Source organism: Pseudomonas sp. Eth.TT006, assembly GCF_054456575.1.
The window spans coordinates 569159-585039 of record NZ_JBTJEN010000001.1 but is presented as its reverse complement, the minus strand read 5'-3'; the positions used below and the strand labels follow the sequence as shown (position 1 = coordinate 585039).

The window sequence follows — 15881 nt, the reverse complement described above, 5'->3', positions numbered from 1 at the left end:
CTCCTACAGGGGATCGCATTCCAAAGGTAGGAGCTGCCGCAGGCTGCGATCTTTTGCTCTTCAAGGCACAATCGACGCATTCCAAAAAGAGTCCGCGCCATGCTGATCGACGAAGAATTGACCCTGAAAAAACTCGAGGTGTTCCTCGCCTTCATGCGCACCGGCAATCTGGCGCGCGCCGCGGCCGAGTTGCAGACCAGCAATGTCAGCGTGCACCGCGCGATCCACTCGCTGGAAAGCGCCCTGCGCTGCCCGTTGTTCAAGCACGAAGGGCGCAACCTGACCCCGCTGGAAAGCGCCTACGTGCTCGAAGAACGCGCACAAAAGCTTATCCAGGACGTGGTCGAAAGCGTGCGCCTGACCCGCGAAGCCGCTGGCTTCTCCGCTGAGCGCTTCAAGCTCGGCTCCCTGTATTCGCTGACGGTGAAGACCGTACCGCAGCTGATCATGGGCCTGAAGCTGCGCCGCAGCGAACTCAATATCGACCTGATCCTCGGTTCGAACATCGATCTGCTGTACAAGCTGAAAAACATGGAAGTCGACGCAATTCTGGTGTCGCTGGACGACAGCGTCAGCGACCCGGACTGCGAACAGATCCCGCTGTTCTCCGACGATATTTTCCTCGCCACACCGGCGGATTCAAAGTTCGCGCAACGCAGTGAAGTCGATTTGGCCGAAGTGCGCGATGAAACTTTTATCACCTTGACCCAGGGCTTTGCCACCCATCAGGACGGCATCCGGGTGTTCAGGCAGGCGGGGTTCGAGCCGAAAGTGGCGATGCAGGTCAACGACATCTTCACCCTGCTGAGCATGGTCAGCTCGGGGGTCGGTTATGCGTTGCTGCCGGGGCGGATTGCGGCAGTGTACGAGAATCGGGTGAAGCTGATTCCGCTGCAGGAGAAGTACCGCTTGCAGCAGCACATTGGTGTGGTGTTTCTGAAGGCCAAGGAGAGGGATCCGAATTTGCTGGCGTTGTTGGCGGAGTGTCGGATGTATGCCAATCGGCAGGCTTGATACCGAGTCGCGCCCTTCGCGAGCAAGCCCGCTCCCACAGGGGAACGCATTCCAAATGTGGGAGCGGGCTTGCTCGCGAAAGCGTCAGCTCAGACAACTGAAATTCCGGATCTAGCCCACGATCCCGCGAACAATGAAGAACAACAGCGAAGGCCCCAGCAGACACCCAAGCCCGGTATGAAACGTCGCCGTCAACGCCCCATAAGGCACCAACCGCCGATCCGTCGCCGCCAGCCCTGCGGTCACACCACTCACGGTACCGGCCAAACCACCAAACACCATCGCCGAACGCGGGTTATCCAGGCCCATCCAGCGTGCCGCGACCGGCGTGCCGACCATCACCAGAATCGCCTTGATCAACCCGGTGGCAATCGACAGCGCCATCACATCCGAGGTCGCGCCAATCGCCGCACCGGTCACCGGGCCGACGATATAAGTCACCGCACCGGCGCCGATGGTAGTCATGCTCACCGCATCGCGATAACCGAAGGCCCACGCCATACTCGCGCCAACAATGAACGGCAGGATCGTGCCCAACAGCAGCGCGATCACGCCGATCATCCCGGCCTTTTTCGCTTCGGTCGCTTGCACTTCAAACGCCGTCGCGACAATCGCGAAATCCCGCAGCATCGCCCCGCCCATCAGGCCGATACCGGAGAACAGCGACAGATCCGCCAGGCCTTTCTGGCCGCCAGTCATGGTGCCGCCGACCCACGCCAGCACCAGACCGATGACGATGGCAATCGCCGAGCCGTGAATGCGCCCGAAAGTCAGGCGTTTGGAGAGAATCACCGAGACCCACATGATCACGCCGACGAAGGCAAACGCGGTGACCAGACCGTTGTGTTCCAGACCGTTTTCAATGAGTGCCCACATGTCAGCGACCTCCTACCGGGGTGCCGACCGGCGTGACTTCCACCGGTTCGTCGGGCAGCGGTTCGCCTTTATGCGTGCGACTGATCAAGGCAATGGTGCAACCACAAACCACCACCGAACCAATCGCCGCCAGCACCGCCACCGGGCCGCCGTGCAGCGCGGTGACGACGTTCTGTTGCGCGGCCATCGCCACCACCACCGGGATGTACATTGCACCCCAGAAGCCGACGCCCATCTCGCAATCCTTGGTCATGCCGCCGCGCTTCTGCATCCACAACCGCGCGCAGATCAACAGGATCATGGCGATGCCGACCCCGCCGACGTTGGATTTGACGCCCAGCAACACGCCGAGCATGTCACCCATGATCACCCCTGCCAGCGTACAGATCGCCAACAGCGCCACACCGTAAATAATCATTGTTGTAGTCCTCAAAGTGCATCGTCGAATGTTGTTTTTGTTGTTCGAAGCCTGAGTCGCGGCGGTTTATGGTCGGCGGCCACCCTCCTCTCGCAACAGCGCCTGCAAGGTGTCGAGCCGCGCACTGTCGAAGGCAGTGACAGTGCCGGATTCGAACACCCGGCGCGCCAGCCCGGTCAGCACCGCACCGGGCGGCAGTTCGATCTGTAGCCGCACGCCGCGCTCGTAGGCGCTTTGCACGGTGCCGCGCCAGTCCACCACGCGGCACATGTTGAAAGCGAGGTCGTCGCGCAGGGCATCGGGCTTGATCACCGGACGCGCGCGACTGCCGCTCAGGTAGGCGATTTTCGGAGTCTGCAATTCAACCTGGGCGAAGGCCTCGGCCAAGGATTGCGCCGGAGTTTCCAGCAACGGACAGTGCGACGGCACGCTCACCGCCAGACGTTTCGCCAGACCGGCGCCCCGATTGCGCGCCAGCTCGGCCACGGCGTGCATGGCCTTGTCGCTGCCGGCAATCACCATCTGGTTATCGGCGTTGATATTGGCCAGATACACCGGCGAATCTTCGCGGTGCACCTGCGCCAGCAGCGTTTCGACGGTGGATAACTGCAGGCCGATGATCGCGGTCATGCCGTAGCCCTGTGGATAAGCCTGCTGCATCAGCTCGCCGCGCAGGCTGACCAGATGCAGTGCATCGCTGAAGCTCAAGGCCCCGGCGACCACCGCAGCCGGGTACGCGCCGATGGACAGGCCGGCGACGTAGTCCACGTCTAACTCATCGCGCAACAATTGCCGTGTGGCTGCGACTCCGGCGATCAGCAGACAAAGCTGCACCGCCCTCGTCGTGCGCAATGCTTCGCTGGAATCCAGCAACAACACATCTTCACCCAGCACATCGCTGGCCTCGACCAGGGTTTCCCGCGGCAAACGCTGAAGCATGCCCGGTTGCTGCGCGCCCTGGCCGGGGAACACCAACAGACTGCTCACGCTGCCTGCTCCTGCGGGTTCCACGGGTCAGTTACCAGACAGGCCTGATGCTGATTTTTCAGCAGCACCCGTGCAGAGCTGCCGGCCCATTCGCGCAACGCCACCGCACCGAAGGGCGTCTGCAATTGCAGATCGACCCGGCACACGGCTTGATCGAACAGCTCGACCAATTTGCGTGCCTGATTGCGCGTGATCAGCTGCGGTGTACGTAGAATCAGATCGAGATCGCTGGCCGTGTGCATCGCGGTAAAACCACTGGCCAGCTCAAACCCGACACTGCCGCTGACACCCCAGACCCAACCGCAATCATCGAGTATCGGCCGCAGTTGCTTGAGCGCCTGCATCACCGGCAGATCGCGCTCGCACTCAACATGACAAAGCGCTTCGGGACTGACCCGACAGGTAATCGAATCAAGCGCCATAAACGCCGCCAGCCGCTGCTCGCGCAATGCACCGCGCACGCCAACCGCGACGCAGCCCTCGTCACTCAACGCCCGCCGCACCACCACCGGTTGCCCGGCAGCCAGCGACTCGACGGCCCACTGCGGCGCATCCGCCGGCAACTGCGCCGGGGTCATGCCCCACAGCAGGTCGTGGGCCAGAGGCGTGTTCACCACTGCGCCCTCAGCAGCTCGCGGACGCGGCTGGAGGCTTGGCGATTTTTTGCGCCGAGACGATTGCTCAAGTCAGTGCTGGCGATATCGCTGATGGCTTGCTTCAGGCATTCGCTCACCCGCGCCAGATCCTCCGCCGTCGGCTGTTCAATCTGCTGCACCGACAGGGTTTCCCAGAGCAATCCGAGGCTGGCATAGCTGTCGATGTCATAAGCCATCGGCGGCACACTGGCGGCCAGCGCTTCCAGTTCTTCAACACTGCGCAAGGTCACCCGCGCCGCCGACGCCTTGCCCATCGCATGCACCATCACCCCGGGATCGCGCAGCGCGATCAAGCGGTTGGCCTGATAACCGTGGGCCAGAAACGCCCCGGACATCGCCTTGCCCACCAGCAATGCAATCACCGGATGCCCGGCCAATCGGGCGCGGGCATAAGCGTCCGCCGCACCGGCCAGCGCCTGATGAATGCCGAGCGCTTCTTCGCGGCGCCCGTAAGCCTGGCTCGGCACATCGACGATGGCGATAATCGGCCGTTTCAGCGTTTTGTCGCGATCGGTACTGATCGCGTCATCCACAGCCTTGGCCAGGCCCCAGCCTTCGAGCAGCCCCACTTCGCCATTGCGCGCGCGGGGGAAACGGTTGTCCGGGTCAGCGACCACGGCGATAAAACGCCCCAGCTCGCCATCCGCCACCTTTAACGACGGCGGCAAACCTTCAACCGCTTTCGCCCCGTCGCTCAAAGCGTTGAACCAGTGCAAACCACGCAGGGGATAACCGCTCATGAGCGCTCTCCTTGATACAGATCGCGAACCACCGACGGTTCGATTTGCGGCTCAGTGTTCAGACTGCCGAGGCGTTGCAGGAACCACTCGGCGCGCTGACTGCGCGGCTGTGTCGGCAAACCCTGCTGCAGCAATTGGCCAACCTGCTGACGAATCTGCGCCACATCATCGGCGACATAGCGGTCCACCAGACCACTGGCAAACCGCTGCTCGCCACCGGTCAGGCTCCAGATAAACGGCCGGTCGCGGGAGTCGTATTCTTCGATCCCGGCTTCCTGCTCGATCACCTGCGGGCCGTTCAAACCGAGGCGTGCTTCCTGGGTCACCAGCAAATAGCTGCACAACGCGGCGGCAATCGACATGCCGCCGAAGCAGCCGACGCTGCCCGCCACCACACCGACCACCGGCTGGTATTGCTGCAACTCGACAATTGCCGCATGAATATCAGCAATCGCCGCCAGCCCGAGGTTGGCTTCCTGCAAGCGCACACCACCGGTTTCCAGCAGCAGGATGGCGCGGGTGGGAATGCCTTTGCGGTTGTCCTCGGCGGCCAGTTCCAGCGCGCCGGCAATCTTCGCCCCGCCAACTTCGCCGAGGCTGCCGCCCTGAAACGCACCTTCAATCGCCGCGATCACCACCGGCAGCCCGTCGAGGCTGCCCTTGGCGATCACAACGCCGTCATCCGCTTGCGGTACCACGCCCTGGCGTTCAAGCCATGGCGACATCACCCGTTGAAACGGGTCGAGCAATTCGCGAAAGGTCCCCGCATCGAGCAAGGCTTTCGCCCGTTGCCGTGCGCCGAGTTCGACGAAGCTGTGTTTGTGCAGAAGCGCTGCGCTGTCAGTCATGGCCGATCTCCTCGAAACCTTGTTCCAGACGCAAACGCACCACGCCCGGCGTGGCGCCGAAATCGTGGATATCGATGGCCATTGCCGGCGGCGTGGTGCCGTCGAACATACGCGCAAACAGGTGCTGCCAGCGCTGCTGCGCACCGTTGACCGAGGTCTGTACATGGATCGTCAGCTTGCCGGCCAGCCCCGGTTCGATCAGCACTTCCAGATCGCCCGAGCCGACACAACCGACCAGCGCGCGCCCGCGTGGCGGCTGCCCGGCGGGGAATTCAAAGGATAAGGTTTCCATCAAAACGCTCCCTGAAGGATGCCGTCGCGCTCGATTCGGTCGAGCAGCAGCGTGGCGGCGAGCAAGTCGGCGGCGCCACCGGGTGAGGCATTCAATGCGATGAGTTGTTGATCCAGTTCATGCAGACGCCGACGCCCGGTGAGGCTGGCGCTGCCGCCGGCGTCGAGCACCGCTTGCGCGCCCTGCTGCATGGCATGCAGCCCCGGTTCACCGGCGCGATAGAGCACGCAGGTGTCAGCGAGGTCGGTCATGATCGCGAGCAAGGCGTCGAGCCGGGCATTCTGTTCGCCGTGGCCGTTGGCGCGACTGCGTTTGAGTTGTGGAAGGCCGCGTTGCAGCACCGAGGGGAAGCCGAGCTGCGCTTCTTCCCGGGCACCGCGTGCGCCGTAGCGCAGAGCGACCTGCGCGCCGTGGCTCAAAGGTTTGGGGGCGTGACGATCATCGAGCAAGGCCAGACGTGCAGCGCGCAGGGTCACGGCACTGGCGCTGGAGGATTGCGGTTCCAGGGCAGCGGCGGTCACCAACAAACCCAGCGCCCAAATGGCGCCGCGATGGGTGTTCACGCCGTTGGTGGTCGCGAGCATGGCTTGTTCGCCTTCACGGCCGATCCGCCCAATCGCTTCGCGCAAGGTTGTATCGACTTCGCCGACTGCAACCGCTGCTTCGGCCATTTCCTTGAACGCCGGCCACAACGACAATGCCGAAGCGTGCATCAGCCCCAAGTGCAGATCGGTGTGCGCGCCATTGCCACGACGGTCGACCAGCGCCGGTTTCGGCGACAGATCGGCTTCGTCGATTAGCGCATCCACTGCCAGATCGGCCAGTTGATCAGCCAGGGACAGCGGTTTCGCTTGCAGGTTAAATGCGTGCATTACCAGCTCCTGAATTTGGCGGGCGGGTTGTACAGGCCGCCGGACCACTCGACCAGATCGGCCACGCTTTTCGCCGCCAGCAGTTCGCGGGTGGCGTCGGTGCGGCGGATGCCGAGGTCTTCGGGCAAGGCAATCAGGCCTTCGCGGCGCATGCGTTCGGTGTCTTTCGGGTTGTGCCGCAGGCCGATCGCGGTGACGCCGGCCACCGCAGCGATCATCGCCTGGCGTTCCTCCAGCGAGCGCGCCTTGTACAGGTAGGCGATGCCCTCTTCGGTGAGCAGGTGGGTGACGTCATCGCCGTAAATCATGATTGGCGCCAGCGGCATGCCGCTTTTCTTCGCCACCTCCACCGCGTCGAGGGTTTCGACGAAGGTCGGTTTGCCGCCCTCCTGAAAGGTCTCGACCATTTGCACCACGAGTTTCTTGCCGCGTTCGAGCATCGGTTGCGGCGAATCGCTGTGGCGCATATCGAGCCACGCCGGAGTGCCGTGACGCCGCCCGCGTGGGTCGTGGCCCATGTTCGGCGCACCGCCGAAACCGGCGAGACGACCACGGGTCACGGTGGAGGAATGGCCGTCGCCATCGACCTGCAACGTCGCGCCGATAAACAGATCCACCGCGTATTGCCCGGCGAGTTGGCTGAACATGCGGTTGGAACGCAGCGAGCCGTCGCGGCCGGTGAAGAACACGTCCGGGCGAGCGGCGATGTAGTTTTCCATGCCCAGTTCGGTGCCGAAGCAATGCACGCTTTCGACCCAACCGCTTTCAATCGCCGGGATCAGCGTCGGGTGCGGGTTGAGTGTCCAGTTGCGGCAGATCTTGCCTTTGAGGCCGAGGGATTCGCCGTAGGTGGGCAGGATCAATTCGATGGCGGCGGTGTTGAAACCGATGCCGTGGTTGAGCGACTGCACGTTGTGTTTTTCGTAGATCCCGCGAATCGCCATCATCGCCATCAACACGTGCACCGGTTTGATGTGGCGTGGATCGCGGGTGAACAGCGGTTCGATGTAGAACGGCTTGTCGGCGACCACCACGAAATCCACCCAGGATGCCGGGATATCGACGCGGGGCAGTTCGCTGACGTCATCCACCAACTGGTTGACCTGAACGATGACGATGCCGTCGCTGAACGCCGCCGGTTCGATCAGTGCCGGGGTGTCTTCGGTGCTGGGGCCGGTGTAAATGTTGCCGGCGCGATCGGCCATGAACCCGGCCGAGAGCACGACGTTGGGGATCAGGTCCACCACCAGCCGCGCGTAGAGTTCGATGTAGGTGTGAATCGCGCCGACTTCCAGCAGACCGTCTTCGAGCAACTGGCTGATGCGCAGACTCTGGGTGCCGGCGAAGGAGAAATCGAGTTTGCGAGCGATGCCGCGCTCGAACAGGTCGAGGTGTTCGGAGCGGCCGACGCTGGGCATGATCATGTGCAGGTCGTGGAGCTTTTGCGGATCAGCCTTGGCCAGCGAACGCGAAAGGAAATCCGCCTGCTTCTGGTTGTTGCCTTCCAGCACCACACGGTCGCCGGGATGGATCAGCGCTTCGAGTGCGGCGACGATCTTTTCGCTGGGCAACACCACACCGTCGGCCAGCCCGCGCACCTTGTCGAGCCGCCGCTGCTTCTCGTCACGCCGCCGCGTCCAGCGCGAGTCGGGGGAATTTATTGTTGTCATGCTCACTCCACGGGGTTCGCTGTCGTGGCGCTAAGGTAGGCGTGTGGGTGGAGGGCATCAATCAAGCGCGGTGGTGAATCGTTACGGTGAGCGTAACGTTCACTGGCCTCATCGCTGGCAAGCCAGCTCCCACAGGATTTGTAGTGATTCACAAAATTCGAAAACAAATCGGACACTGTGGGAGCTGGCTTGCCAGCGATAGGGCCAGTCAAGACACCGCAAAGATTGGATCAGTCTGTGGGCACCCACTTATCCAACACCCGATTCACCGCCATCTCCGCCACCATCACCACCTGCGCAATCCCCTGCAGGGTCTTGCGGTGCGTGCCTTGCACCAGCGCCGCATGGTTGTTGAGCATGACCGTGGCCGAGCCGAGCGATTCAACAGCGTCGGCCAGCAGGGATTCACAATTGGCTTCGGGGTTGGCCATGTACAGGGTGTTGGGGGTGTACGGCGCGGCCATCAGGTCGGGGGACGGCGGGCCGAGGTAATGGTCGAGGGCGCGTTCGGCGGCTTCGTGGAATTTCTTTGAATCGGGGGATTCGTAGGGAGATGCCGCGTCGGTGGGCGGCGGGTTTGGCGTTTCTTTGATCATTCTCAGGTTCCAAAATAAAGCTGGAACCGCTTCTCTGCTAAAAGAAGGGGTGGCAGCTGAACGCAGGTTAGCAGACCGGGGAACCTAAGGAAGCCGGCGCGCCGAAGCGCCCTGCGCACAGCCGCCATCGAATGCAGGCACTGAGCCTGACGATGATGCATGTGCACCCTTAGATTAACCATGGGCTGCTAAACCCGATCACTGGAAATCAGTGACGGGATTAAGTTACGCAGCCTGCCGAGGGCGCACAAGCCGGCGGATTCTGGTGCATGCGTAGGCAGCGGCGCAAGGATTTGTAGGCTAGAGAGGCGTAACACTGAGTGTCTTTAAACAGCTGGGCTGAAAGGTGTTTATTGGGCTGCGGGAGTTGAGGATTCACCTGTCGGAATTTGGTGATGCAACTGGCCCCATCGCTGGCAAGCCAGCTCCCACAGTGCCGGAGTTGTATTCAAATTCTGTGAACCACACAAAATCCTGTGGGAGCTGGCTTGCCAGCGATGGGGCCATTTTGACCAACACAAAACCTGGATCAGTGCAACAGCCCCGCCTCCACCAACAACTGCTCCAACCCCAACAAATCCGGCACCTTCGCCACCTGTTCCCCGACCTGCACCGCCGCCTGCTCCAGCGCACATAAAGGCACGTCGACATAACTCAACTGACTGTCGAGCTTGTACGAGCGCGGTATCCCCTGCACCAGCAGGGCAATGAACTTGAGCTGCGGCAAGCCGCCGAGGGCGTTGAGGATGACGATGCGGGCGCGTTCGCCGATGACGATTTTCTGCCCGCAAGCCGACTCGAAACTCAGCAGCGGAATCTGCCGTTCGCGCCAGCTCACTCGCCCCAGGTACCACGGCGGGGTGTCGAGGTCGAAGGTGCTGGCCTGGTAGTCGATCAGCTCGGCCACGGCGACGTTGGGCAGGATCAGGTTGCGGTCGGCCAGCGGCAGCAGCAGACCGGTGAGGCTGGTGCGCGCGTTGTTTCGGCGCTCATGCATGTTTCTTGCTCCAGTGGGCGATGCTTTCGAGCAACACCGACTCCTGATACGGCTTGCCGAGGTAGTCGTTGACGCCGATGGCCATCGCGCGGTCGCGGTGTTTCTGCCCGGTGCGCGAGGTGATCATGATGATCGGCAGGTGTTGCAGACGTTCGTCGTGGCGCACTTGAGTGGCGACTTCGAAGCCGTCCATGCGCGGCATTTCGATGTCGAGCAGCATCAGGTCGGGCATATGTTCTTCGAGCAGCAGCATCGCATCGACCCCGTCCTTGGCGGTCAGCACGTTCATGCCGTGGCGTTCGAGCAAACGGCTGGTGACCTTGCGCACAGTCACCGAGTCGTCGACCACCAGCACCAGCAGTGGCTTTTGCGGTTCGCTGTCGATGTCGGCATGCGCCGCAGGCTGCGCAACCCGCGCCTGCATCGCGCGGATCGGCGCCAGCAGGTCGAGAATCAGCACCACCCGGCCATCGCCGAGAATCGTCGCCCCGGAAACGCCCTGCACTGACGCGAACTGCGGGCCGAGGCTCTTGACCACGATCTCGCGGGTACCGGCCATGGCGTCCACTTGCACCGCGATGTGCCGGTCGTTGCACTGCACCAGCAGCACCGGCAACGGCAGACTCTGTCCGAGCAATTTGGGACGTGGCGCAGTTTTCAGCAGCTCGCCCAGGTAGCACAGCTCATAGCGCTGGCCGGCGTAATGGTAGCTCGGCGGATCGTTGCGGAAGTGTCCTTCCAGATCATTCGGCAGCACGCGGACGATGCCTTCGATGGTGTTCAGCGGAATCGCGTACTGATCCTCGCCGCACTGCACCATCAGCGCGCGGTTGACCGACACGGTGAACGGCAGGCGAATGCGGAAATGCACGCCCTGCCCCGGCACCGAATCGATGCTCATGGTGCCGCCGAGCTGGCGTACTTCTTCGTGGACCACGTCCATGCCAACGCCGCGCCCGGAAATCTGGGTGATTTTTTCGGCGGTGGAGAACCCCGGCTGCAGGATGAATTGCAGCACGTCGCGGTCGCTGATCTCCGCGTCTGGCGCGAGCAAGCCACGCTTGATCGCCTTGCGCCGCACTGCCTCCAGCGGCACCCCGGCGCCATCGTCGCGGATATCGAACACGATGTCGCCGCCCTCACGGGACAGGTCGAGGCTGATCGTGCCTTGCGCCGGCTTGCCCGCCGCCAGCCGCACTTCGGCAGATTCCAGACCATGATCGACGGCGTTGCGCAGCATGTGTTCCAGCGGCGCGGCCATGCGCTCCAGCACGTTGCGATCCATCTCGCCTTCGGCGTTGTCGATGATGAACGCGACGTCCTTGTGCAGCTCCTCGGCAACCTGCCGCACGATGCGTTTGAGCCGTGGCAGCATGCGTTCGAACGGCACCATGCGCGTGCGCATCAAGCCTTCCTGCAGCTCGGTGTTGATCCGTCCCTGCTGCTGCAACAGGTTCTCGGCGTCGTGGTTGCGGCGGTCGAGGGTTTCTTTGAGGTCGAGCAGGTCGGACGCGGATTCGAACAGCGCCCGCGACAGTTGCTGCAACTGCGAATGGCGGTCCATTTCCAGCGGATCGAATTCTTCGTAGCCGAGGCGTTCGCCATCGGCCTGCTGACGGCTGAGAATCCGCCCCTGGGTTTCGGTGTCGAGCCGGCGCAACTGATCGCGCATGCGCTCGATGGTGGTTTCCATCTCGTTCAGGGCAACTTGCGCATCGTTGACTTGCTGTTCGATACGGCCACGGAAAATCGAGGTTTCACCGGCCAGATTGACCAGTTCATCGAGCAGTTCGGCGGAGACCTTGACCATGTCCGCACCAGCATCGGCAGCCGGTGGCGCCGCGTCAGTCTTGACCGGGGCAGGTAGCACTGGCGGCGTTTCTACCGTCACCGGATGACTGAAATTCTGAATCGCATTGATCAGCCGATCCGCCGGCGGGCACGGTTGCCCGGCGCGTACGCCATCGAGCATTTGCGCCAGGCGGTCATGCCCGCGCTGCACCAGCGCGAACAGTTCGGTAGACGGTTGCAACACGCCAGCGGCGAGGCTTTCGTAGAGAAATTCCAGCTCATGAGCGAGGTCGCCGATCGGGCCGATTTCGACCATCCGCGCGCCGCCCTTGAGGGTGTGCAGGTCGCGCAGCAGGGTTTCCACTTCCTGGCGATTGCCCGGCTCGGCCTGCCAGCGCAGCAAGGCCGCGCCGGAGCTTTCGATGATGTCGAAACCTTCTTCGAGGAAGATCTCTAGCAACTCCGGATCATGCGCGGCGCTGTCGTGATCGGCGCTCGGCGGCGCGGTTTCCGCGGTGCCGGATGCGCCGCTGTGGCGGAACTGGCGAATCGTCTCGATCAGATCCTGCGCCGGGCGCAGCGGTTGATGCGCCTGCAACTGCTCCAGCAACAAGGCCAGGCGCTCATGGCTCTGCTGCAGCAAGCGGCCCAGGGATTCGCTGTGGCTGTAGCGCCGATCCACCAGCCCGGCGTAAAGCACTTCCAGTTCGTGGGCCAGATCGCCAATCGCCTCGACTTCGGCCATTCGCGCGCCGCCCTTGAGCGTGTGCAGATCGCGTTGCAGCGACGACAGCGGCGCAGCGTTATCCGGATCATTCAGCCAGCGCTGCAAGGCCTGGCCGGCGCTGTCGAGAATGTCCACCGCCTCTTCGATAAAGATCTCGACGATCTCGTCGTCCGGTGCAGTCTCGGCCTTGGTCTGGGCAAGTTCGGCGGTCGCGGCGCCCAGTTCATGGATGCTCAGGGTGCGGCTGCCATCGCTGCGGATCAGCCCCATGGATGTCGGGTCGAGGCTTTCTTCGAGCAAGTCGTGCAGGGCACGAATGCGCTGCGGTTGCGGGGTGACTTCCTGGCCCGCGGCCAGTTCGTCGAGCATGTTGATCAGCGCTTCGTGGGCCTTCTGTGCTTCCTGGAAAAACCGCTCACTGACCGCCAGACTGCTTTCTTCTACCGCGCCGTACAGATCGAGCAAGGCTTCGCACAACACGTCTACTGGCAGCAGATCAGCGAGGTGCGCGCCTTCGCCGAGGGTGGTCAGTTCATCCAGCAGCGCACTGAGTTCCTGGCGCTCGCCGGGGTGCTGCTGCCAACGCTGCAACAGGCTTTCGGCGTCGAGCAGGATGTCCATGCCCTGAGCGAGGAAGTTGTTGATCAGTTGCGGATCGCGCTTGATCCGCAGCCCGGTATTCGGCGCACTGAGAATCGCTTCAAGCCGTGCGGCGAGCAGTTCGCCGCTGCGTTTGATCAGTGACTGCGCACCGACAATCGGCGCCAGCGGATCGTGCTTGAGCTGACGCAGGCCGACCCGGAACAGGCCTTCGGCTTCGAGCAGCAATTCCACTTCGTCCAGGTCGAGTGGCAACTGGTGCGCCTTGAACTCGCGGGCCAGTTGATCCAGCGGCGCCGCCAGTTCGGCAATCGGCAGCACGCCGGCCATCGACGCACTGCCCTTGAGCGTGTGCAAGGCGCGTTGCAACTCGTCGCTGGCCTGCAGCGGCACATGCTCGGCGGCCTGATCGAGAAAACGGTTGAGGCTGGCGAGGTGGGTTTCGGCCTCGTTGCGGAAGATCTCCAGCAGCAGCGGATCCAGCGCGGCCACGTCGGCGAGGTCTTCCTCGGCCGGTGTCGCAGCGCCTTTGGCCAGGGCATGCGCGCGGGCCGCGAGTTGATCGACATCACGGCGCTGACGCTGGCGTTGAGTGGCGAATTCGTTGATCAGCTCCGGCAGCAACAGCAGTGTGTCGCTGAGCAGTTGTGGCACCGCCGAACCCGGTTCGACGCTTTGCTCAAGCACCCGATTGAGCAGGTTTTCCACGGCCCAGGCCAGTTCGCCGAGGATCAACGCGCGCACCATGCGCCCGCTGCCCTTGAGCGTATGGAAGGCTCGACGTAGTTCGGTCAGGGCGGCGCGGTCCTGCGGATGGGCGGTCCAGCGCGGCAGGTATTCGTGGAGGACGTCGAGGACCTCGTCGGTCTCTTCGAGGAACACTTCGCGCAGTTCATCGTCCACCGGTTCTTCGTCGGCGGGCGGCGGCAGCAGGCTGCCGGGCGTGATCAGCGCCGGCGGGTTGAGCGCCGACACCGGGCTGGCCAGCACGGCGGCCAGCGACTGCACGGTCTCGGGGTCATCCAGCGCTTGCAGGTCCTGCATCACCTGCGCTTCGCCGGGGCTGAGCACGTCGTCGAGCAGCGGCACAGGCTGCTCGCCGGCCTGCTCGGCGGGAAAGAAGCCGAGGCTGGCGAGGCCTTTTTGCGCGACGTCGAGCAGGTGTTCATTCGGCACTTGCGGATCGTCACTCAGGCGCTCGAGGTAATACTCGAGGCTGCTGATGACATCGGCCAGATGATCCAGTTGCTGCCAGCCCGGCTCGTGCGGATCGAGCAGCAGGTGTTCGCGAATAAAGCGCTTGCAGGCTTCGACCAGACTCGCCGCGCGGCTCAGTGGAATCATCGCCAGCGCGCCGCGCACCTGGTTCAGCAGCTCCGGCAACGCTTGCAGTTGCTGGCGATCCCAATCGGCGTCGATGTAGTCGACGATCATGTCCTTGGCCTGTTGCAGGCAGATGCGCGCTTCCTTGATCACGATCTGATGAATCTGCGTCAGGTCGGTGGTCGGCAGACGCGCGTCTTCCGGGCTTTCCGGCTCGACCGTGCCGACCATCCCGGCCAGATTCGCTTCGACGTAGAGCAAGGCGCCGGCGACGTCCATCAGCGTGGCGTCGTTCGGTTCACGTTGGCCCTGAACGAGGCTGAGCACCACCGCCAGTTGATCGATGATCACCTTGCGCGGCTGGCCGAAACCGAGCACCGCGAGGGTGTCGGCGATTTGCCGCAGCGGCGCCAGCAGGCTTTCCAGATCGGCGGTGTGCTGGCGGTCGCTGCGCACGAACAGGTCAAGGCGTTCCTTGACCCGCACCAGTTCTTCGCAGAGCGCCGCCAGCACCGAGCGCATCGCATCGCGGTCAGGACCGGCCAGGCGCGTGCGTTCTTCGTCGACCATCGCGCTGTCGGGCAACGCGTCGTCCAGCGAGTAGCGATCTTTCATGGTCAGCATCTGCCCGGTGGGATGTTCGGCTTTGGCAATATAGAACAGCAGGCTTTTCAGCAGCTCTGGCGGTGGCGGCTGATTGAGGCCGGCCATGCCCTGTTCGAGCAGGCGCTTGAGCTCCTTGTCAGCATCCTTGAACAGGCTGCGCAGCGCCGGACTGTTGGCGATGACGCCTTCGCGCATGCCTTCGACCAGCGCCGAGGCGACTTGCCACAACGGGCCCAGCGGCGCATCAGCGCTCAGCGCTTCAAGGCGCGTGAAGACTTTTGCCAGATACTCCAGGTGCGTCTGATCATCCTGCTCGCGCAGCAAACCGACCAAGGCCATTTGCAGCATCTGCCGCAGTTTGCGCAGCACGTTCGGCAGTTCCGCCGGCTCCAGCTGCGCCAGCGTTTGCTCGCCGAGTGGCGGCAGCTCCGGCAGTTGCGGGCTGAACAGGCTGGTTTCCGAAAGCAGGCTTTCGCCACGGGCGCTGCGCAGGTCGTTGATCAGCGGCAGCACCACCAGCGGCAAGTCGCGGCGCGCGCTCTGCACCCGGTCGAGGTAGATCGGCAGTTGGCCGAGGGCTTGCAGCAACAGGTGCAGGGCTTCATCGCGATGGCTGACACGTTCATGCTGCAGCGCTTCGACCAGATGTTCCATTTCTTCGGCGAGCAACGCCGCGCCGTAGAACTCGACCATCTGCAGGCTGCCGTGGACCTGATGAATGTAGTCGTGGCACTGGTCCAGCCCGGGAAACGCCTGCGGGTCATCGAGCACGGCTTCGATCGCCTGATGCGCCAGCTTCAGCGTTTCGGCAATTTCGCCCTTGACCCACTCAAGGGCCACGTAGTCGTGCCGGTCACCCATAACCACT

The 15881-nt window shown here is 63.1% G+C and carries 13 protein-coding genes; 1 reads left to right on the top strand and 12 read right to left on the bottom strand.

Annotation, left to right across the window (positions count from 1 at the left end; genetic code table 11):
* Positions 1-99: 99 nt before the first annotated feature.
* Positions 100-1014 carry a LysR family transcriptional regulator gene (locus ACXR0M_RS02760; RefSeq protein ID WP_458829681.1) on the top strand — a complete coding sequence of 305 codons (915 nt, stop codon included), beginning with the start codon at positions 100-102 and terminating at the stop codon, positions 1012-1014.
* Positions 1015-1125: 111 nt separating this feature from the next.
* On the opposite strand, the gene madM is transcribed toward ACXR0M_RS02760, so the two are convergent.
* The 12 genes from madM to ACXR0M_RS02700 form a co-directional block, all read right to left on the bottom strand.
* A complete protein-coding gene (madM, locus tag ACXR0M_RS02755) occupies positions 1126-1890 on the bottom strand; it encodes a malonate transporter subunit MadM (RefSeq protein WP_458829679.1) in 765 nt (254 codons plus the stop codon).
* Position 1891: 1 nt separating this feature from the next.
* Positions 1892-2308 (bottom strand): malonate transporter subunit MadL, encoded by a 417-nt coding sequence (madL, locus tag ACXR0M_RS02750; RefSeq protein WP_003229065.1) that lies wholly within the window; start codon positions 2306-2308, stop codon positions 1892-1894.
* 66 nt (positions 2309-2374) lie between these two features.
* A complete protein-coding gene (gene mdcH / locus ACXR0M_RS02745) occupies positions 2375-3295 on the bottom strand; it encodes a malonate decarboxylase subunit epsilon (protein ID WP_458829677.1) in 921 nt (306 codons plus the stop codon).
* Complete coding sequence (locus tag ACXR0M_RS02740; protein ID WP_458829675.1) at positions 3292-3912, bottom strand: malonate decarboxylase holo-ACP synthase; 621 nt, start codon at positions 3910-3912, stop codon at positions 3292-3294. The genes mdcH and ACXR0M_RS02740 overlap by 4 nt, the downstream gene beginning before the upstream one ends.
* On the bottom strand, positions 3906-4691 hold the full coding sequence (gene mdcE, locus ACXR0M_RS02735) for a biotin-independent malonate decarboxylase subunit gamma (RefSeq protein WP_458829673.1): 786 nt from the start codon (positions 4689-4691) through the stop codon (positions 3906-3908). Before mdcE ends, ACXR0M_RS02740 begins: the two co-directional genes overlap by 7 nt.
* Positions 4688-5539: a biotin-independent malonate decarboxylase subunit beta gene (locus ACXR0M_RS02730; protein ID WP_458829671.1), complete on the bottom strand. Its 852-nt coding sequence runs from the start codon at positions 5537-5539 to the stop codon at positions 4688-4690. Before ACXR0M_RS02730 ends, mdcE begins: the two co-directional genes overlap by 4 nt.
* A complete protein-coding gene (locus tag ACXR0M_RS02725) occupies positions 5532-5831 on the bottom strand; it encodes a malonate decarboxylase subunit delta (RefSeq protein ID WP_458829669.1) in 300 nt (99 codons plus the stop codon). Before ACXR0M_RS02725 ends, ACXR0M_RS02730 begins: the two co-directional genes overlap by 8 nt.
* Positions 5831-6703 carry a triphosphoribosyl-dephospho-CoA synthase gene (locus ACXR0M_RS02720; RefSeq protein ID WP_458829667.1) on the bottom strand — a complete coding sequence of 291 codons (873 nt, stop codon included), beginning with the start codon at positions 6701-6703 and terminating at the stop codon, positions 5831-5833. Before ACXR0M_RS02720 ends, ACXR0M_RS02725 begins: the two co-directional genes overlap by 1 nt.
* A complete protein-coding gene (gene mdcA, locus ACXR0M_RS02715; RefSeq protein WP_458829665.1) occupies positions 6703-8373 on the bottom strand; it encodes a malonate decarboxylase subunit alpha in 1671 nt (556 codons plus the stop codon). Before mdcA ends, ACXR0M_RS02720 begins: the two co-directional genes overlap by 1 nt.
* Before the next feature lie 230 nt (positions 8374-8603).
* Entirely contained in the window at positions 8604-8969 is a 366-nt protein-coding gene (locus tag ACXR0M_RS02710; RefSeq protein WP_458829663.1) for a DUF6124 family protein, read from the bottom strand.
* Between the two features lie 529 nt (positions 8970-9498).
* The gene (locus tag ACXR0M_RS02705) at positions 9499-9966 is read right to left on the bottom strand and encodes a chemotaxis protein CheW (RefSeq protein ID WP_458829661.1); all 468 of its coding nucleotides are present in this window, start codon (positions 9964-9966) and stop codon (positions 9499-9501) included.
* Positions 9959-15874 carry a hybrid sensor histidine kinase/response regulator gene (locus ACXR0M_RS02700; protein WP_458829854.1) on the bottom strand — a complete coding sequence of 1972 codons (5916 nt, stop codon included), beginning with the start codon at positions 15872-15874 and terminating at the stop codon, positions 9959-9961. The genes ACXR0M_RS02705 and ACXR0M_RS02700 overlap by 8 nt, the downstream gene beginning before the upstream one ends.
* Positions 15875-15881 lie beyond the last annotated feature (7 nt).

Excerpts from the sequence above, each read along its gene's own strand:
- mdcE (WP_458829673.1), bottom strand. The coding sequence starts at position 4,691 with ATGAGCGGTTATCCCCTGCGTGGTTTGCACTGGTTCAACGCTTTGAGC.
- ACXR0M_RS02760 (WP_458829681.1), top strand. The coding sequence starts at position 100 with ATGCTGATCGACGAAGAATTGACCCTGAAAAAACTCGAGGTGTTCCTC.
- ACXR0M_RS02710 (WP_458829663.1), bottom strand. The coding sequence starts at position 8,969 with ATGATCAAAGAAACGCCAAACCCGCCGCCCACCGACGCGGCATCTCCC.
- ACXR0M_RS02725 (WP_458829669.1), bottom strand. The coding sequence starts at position 5,831 with ATGGAAACCTTATCCTTTGAATTCCCCGCCGGGCAGCCGCCACGCGGG.
- ACXR0M_RS02730 (WP_458829671.1), bottom strand. The coding sequence starts at position 5,539 with ATGACTGACAGCGCAGCGCTTCTGCACAAACACAGCTTCGTCGAACTC.
- ACXR0M_RS02700 (WP_458829854.1), bottom strand. The coding sequence starts at position 15,874 with ATGGGTGACCGGCACGACTACGTGGCCCTTGAGTGGGTCAAGGGCGAA.
- madM (WP_458829679.1), bottom strand. The coding sequence starts at position 1,890 with ATGTGGGCACTCATTGAAAACGGTCTGGAACACAACGGTCTGGTCACC.
- ACXR0M_RS02705 (WP_458829661.1), bottom strand. The coding sequence starts at position 9,966 with ATGCATGAGCGCCGAAACAACGCGCGCACCAGCCTCACCGGTCTGCTG.
- mdcA (WP_458829665.1), bottom strand. The coding sequence starts at position 8,373 with ATGACAACAATAAATTCCCCCGACTCGCGCTGGACGCGGCGGCGTGAC.
- ACXR0M_RS02720 (WP_458829667.1), bottom strand. The coding sequence starts at position 6,703 with ATGCACGCATTTAACCTGCAAGCGAAACCGCTGTCCCTGGCTGATCAA.
- madL (WP_003229065.1), bottom strand. The coding sequence starts at position 2,308 with ATGATTATTTACGGTGTGGCGCTGTTGGCGATCTGTACGCTGGCAGGG.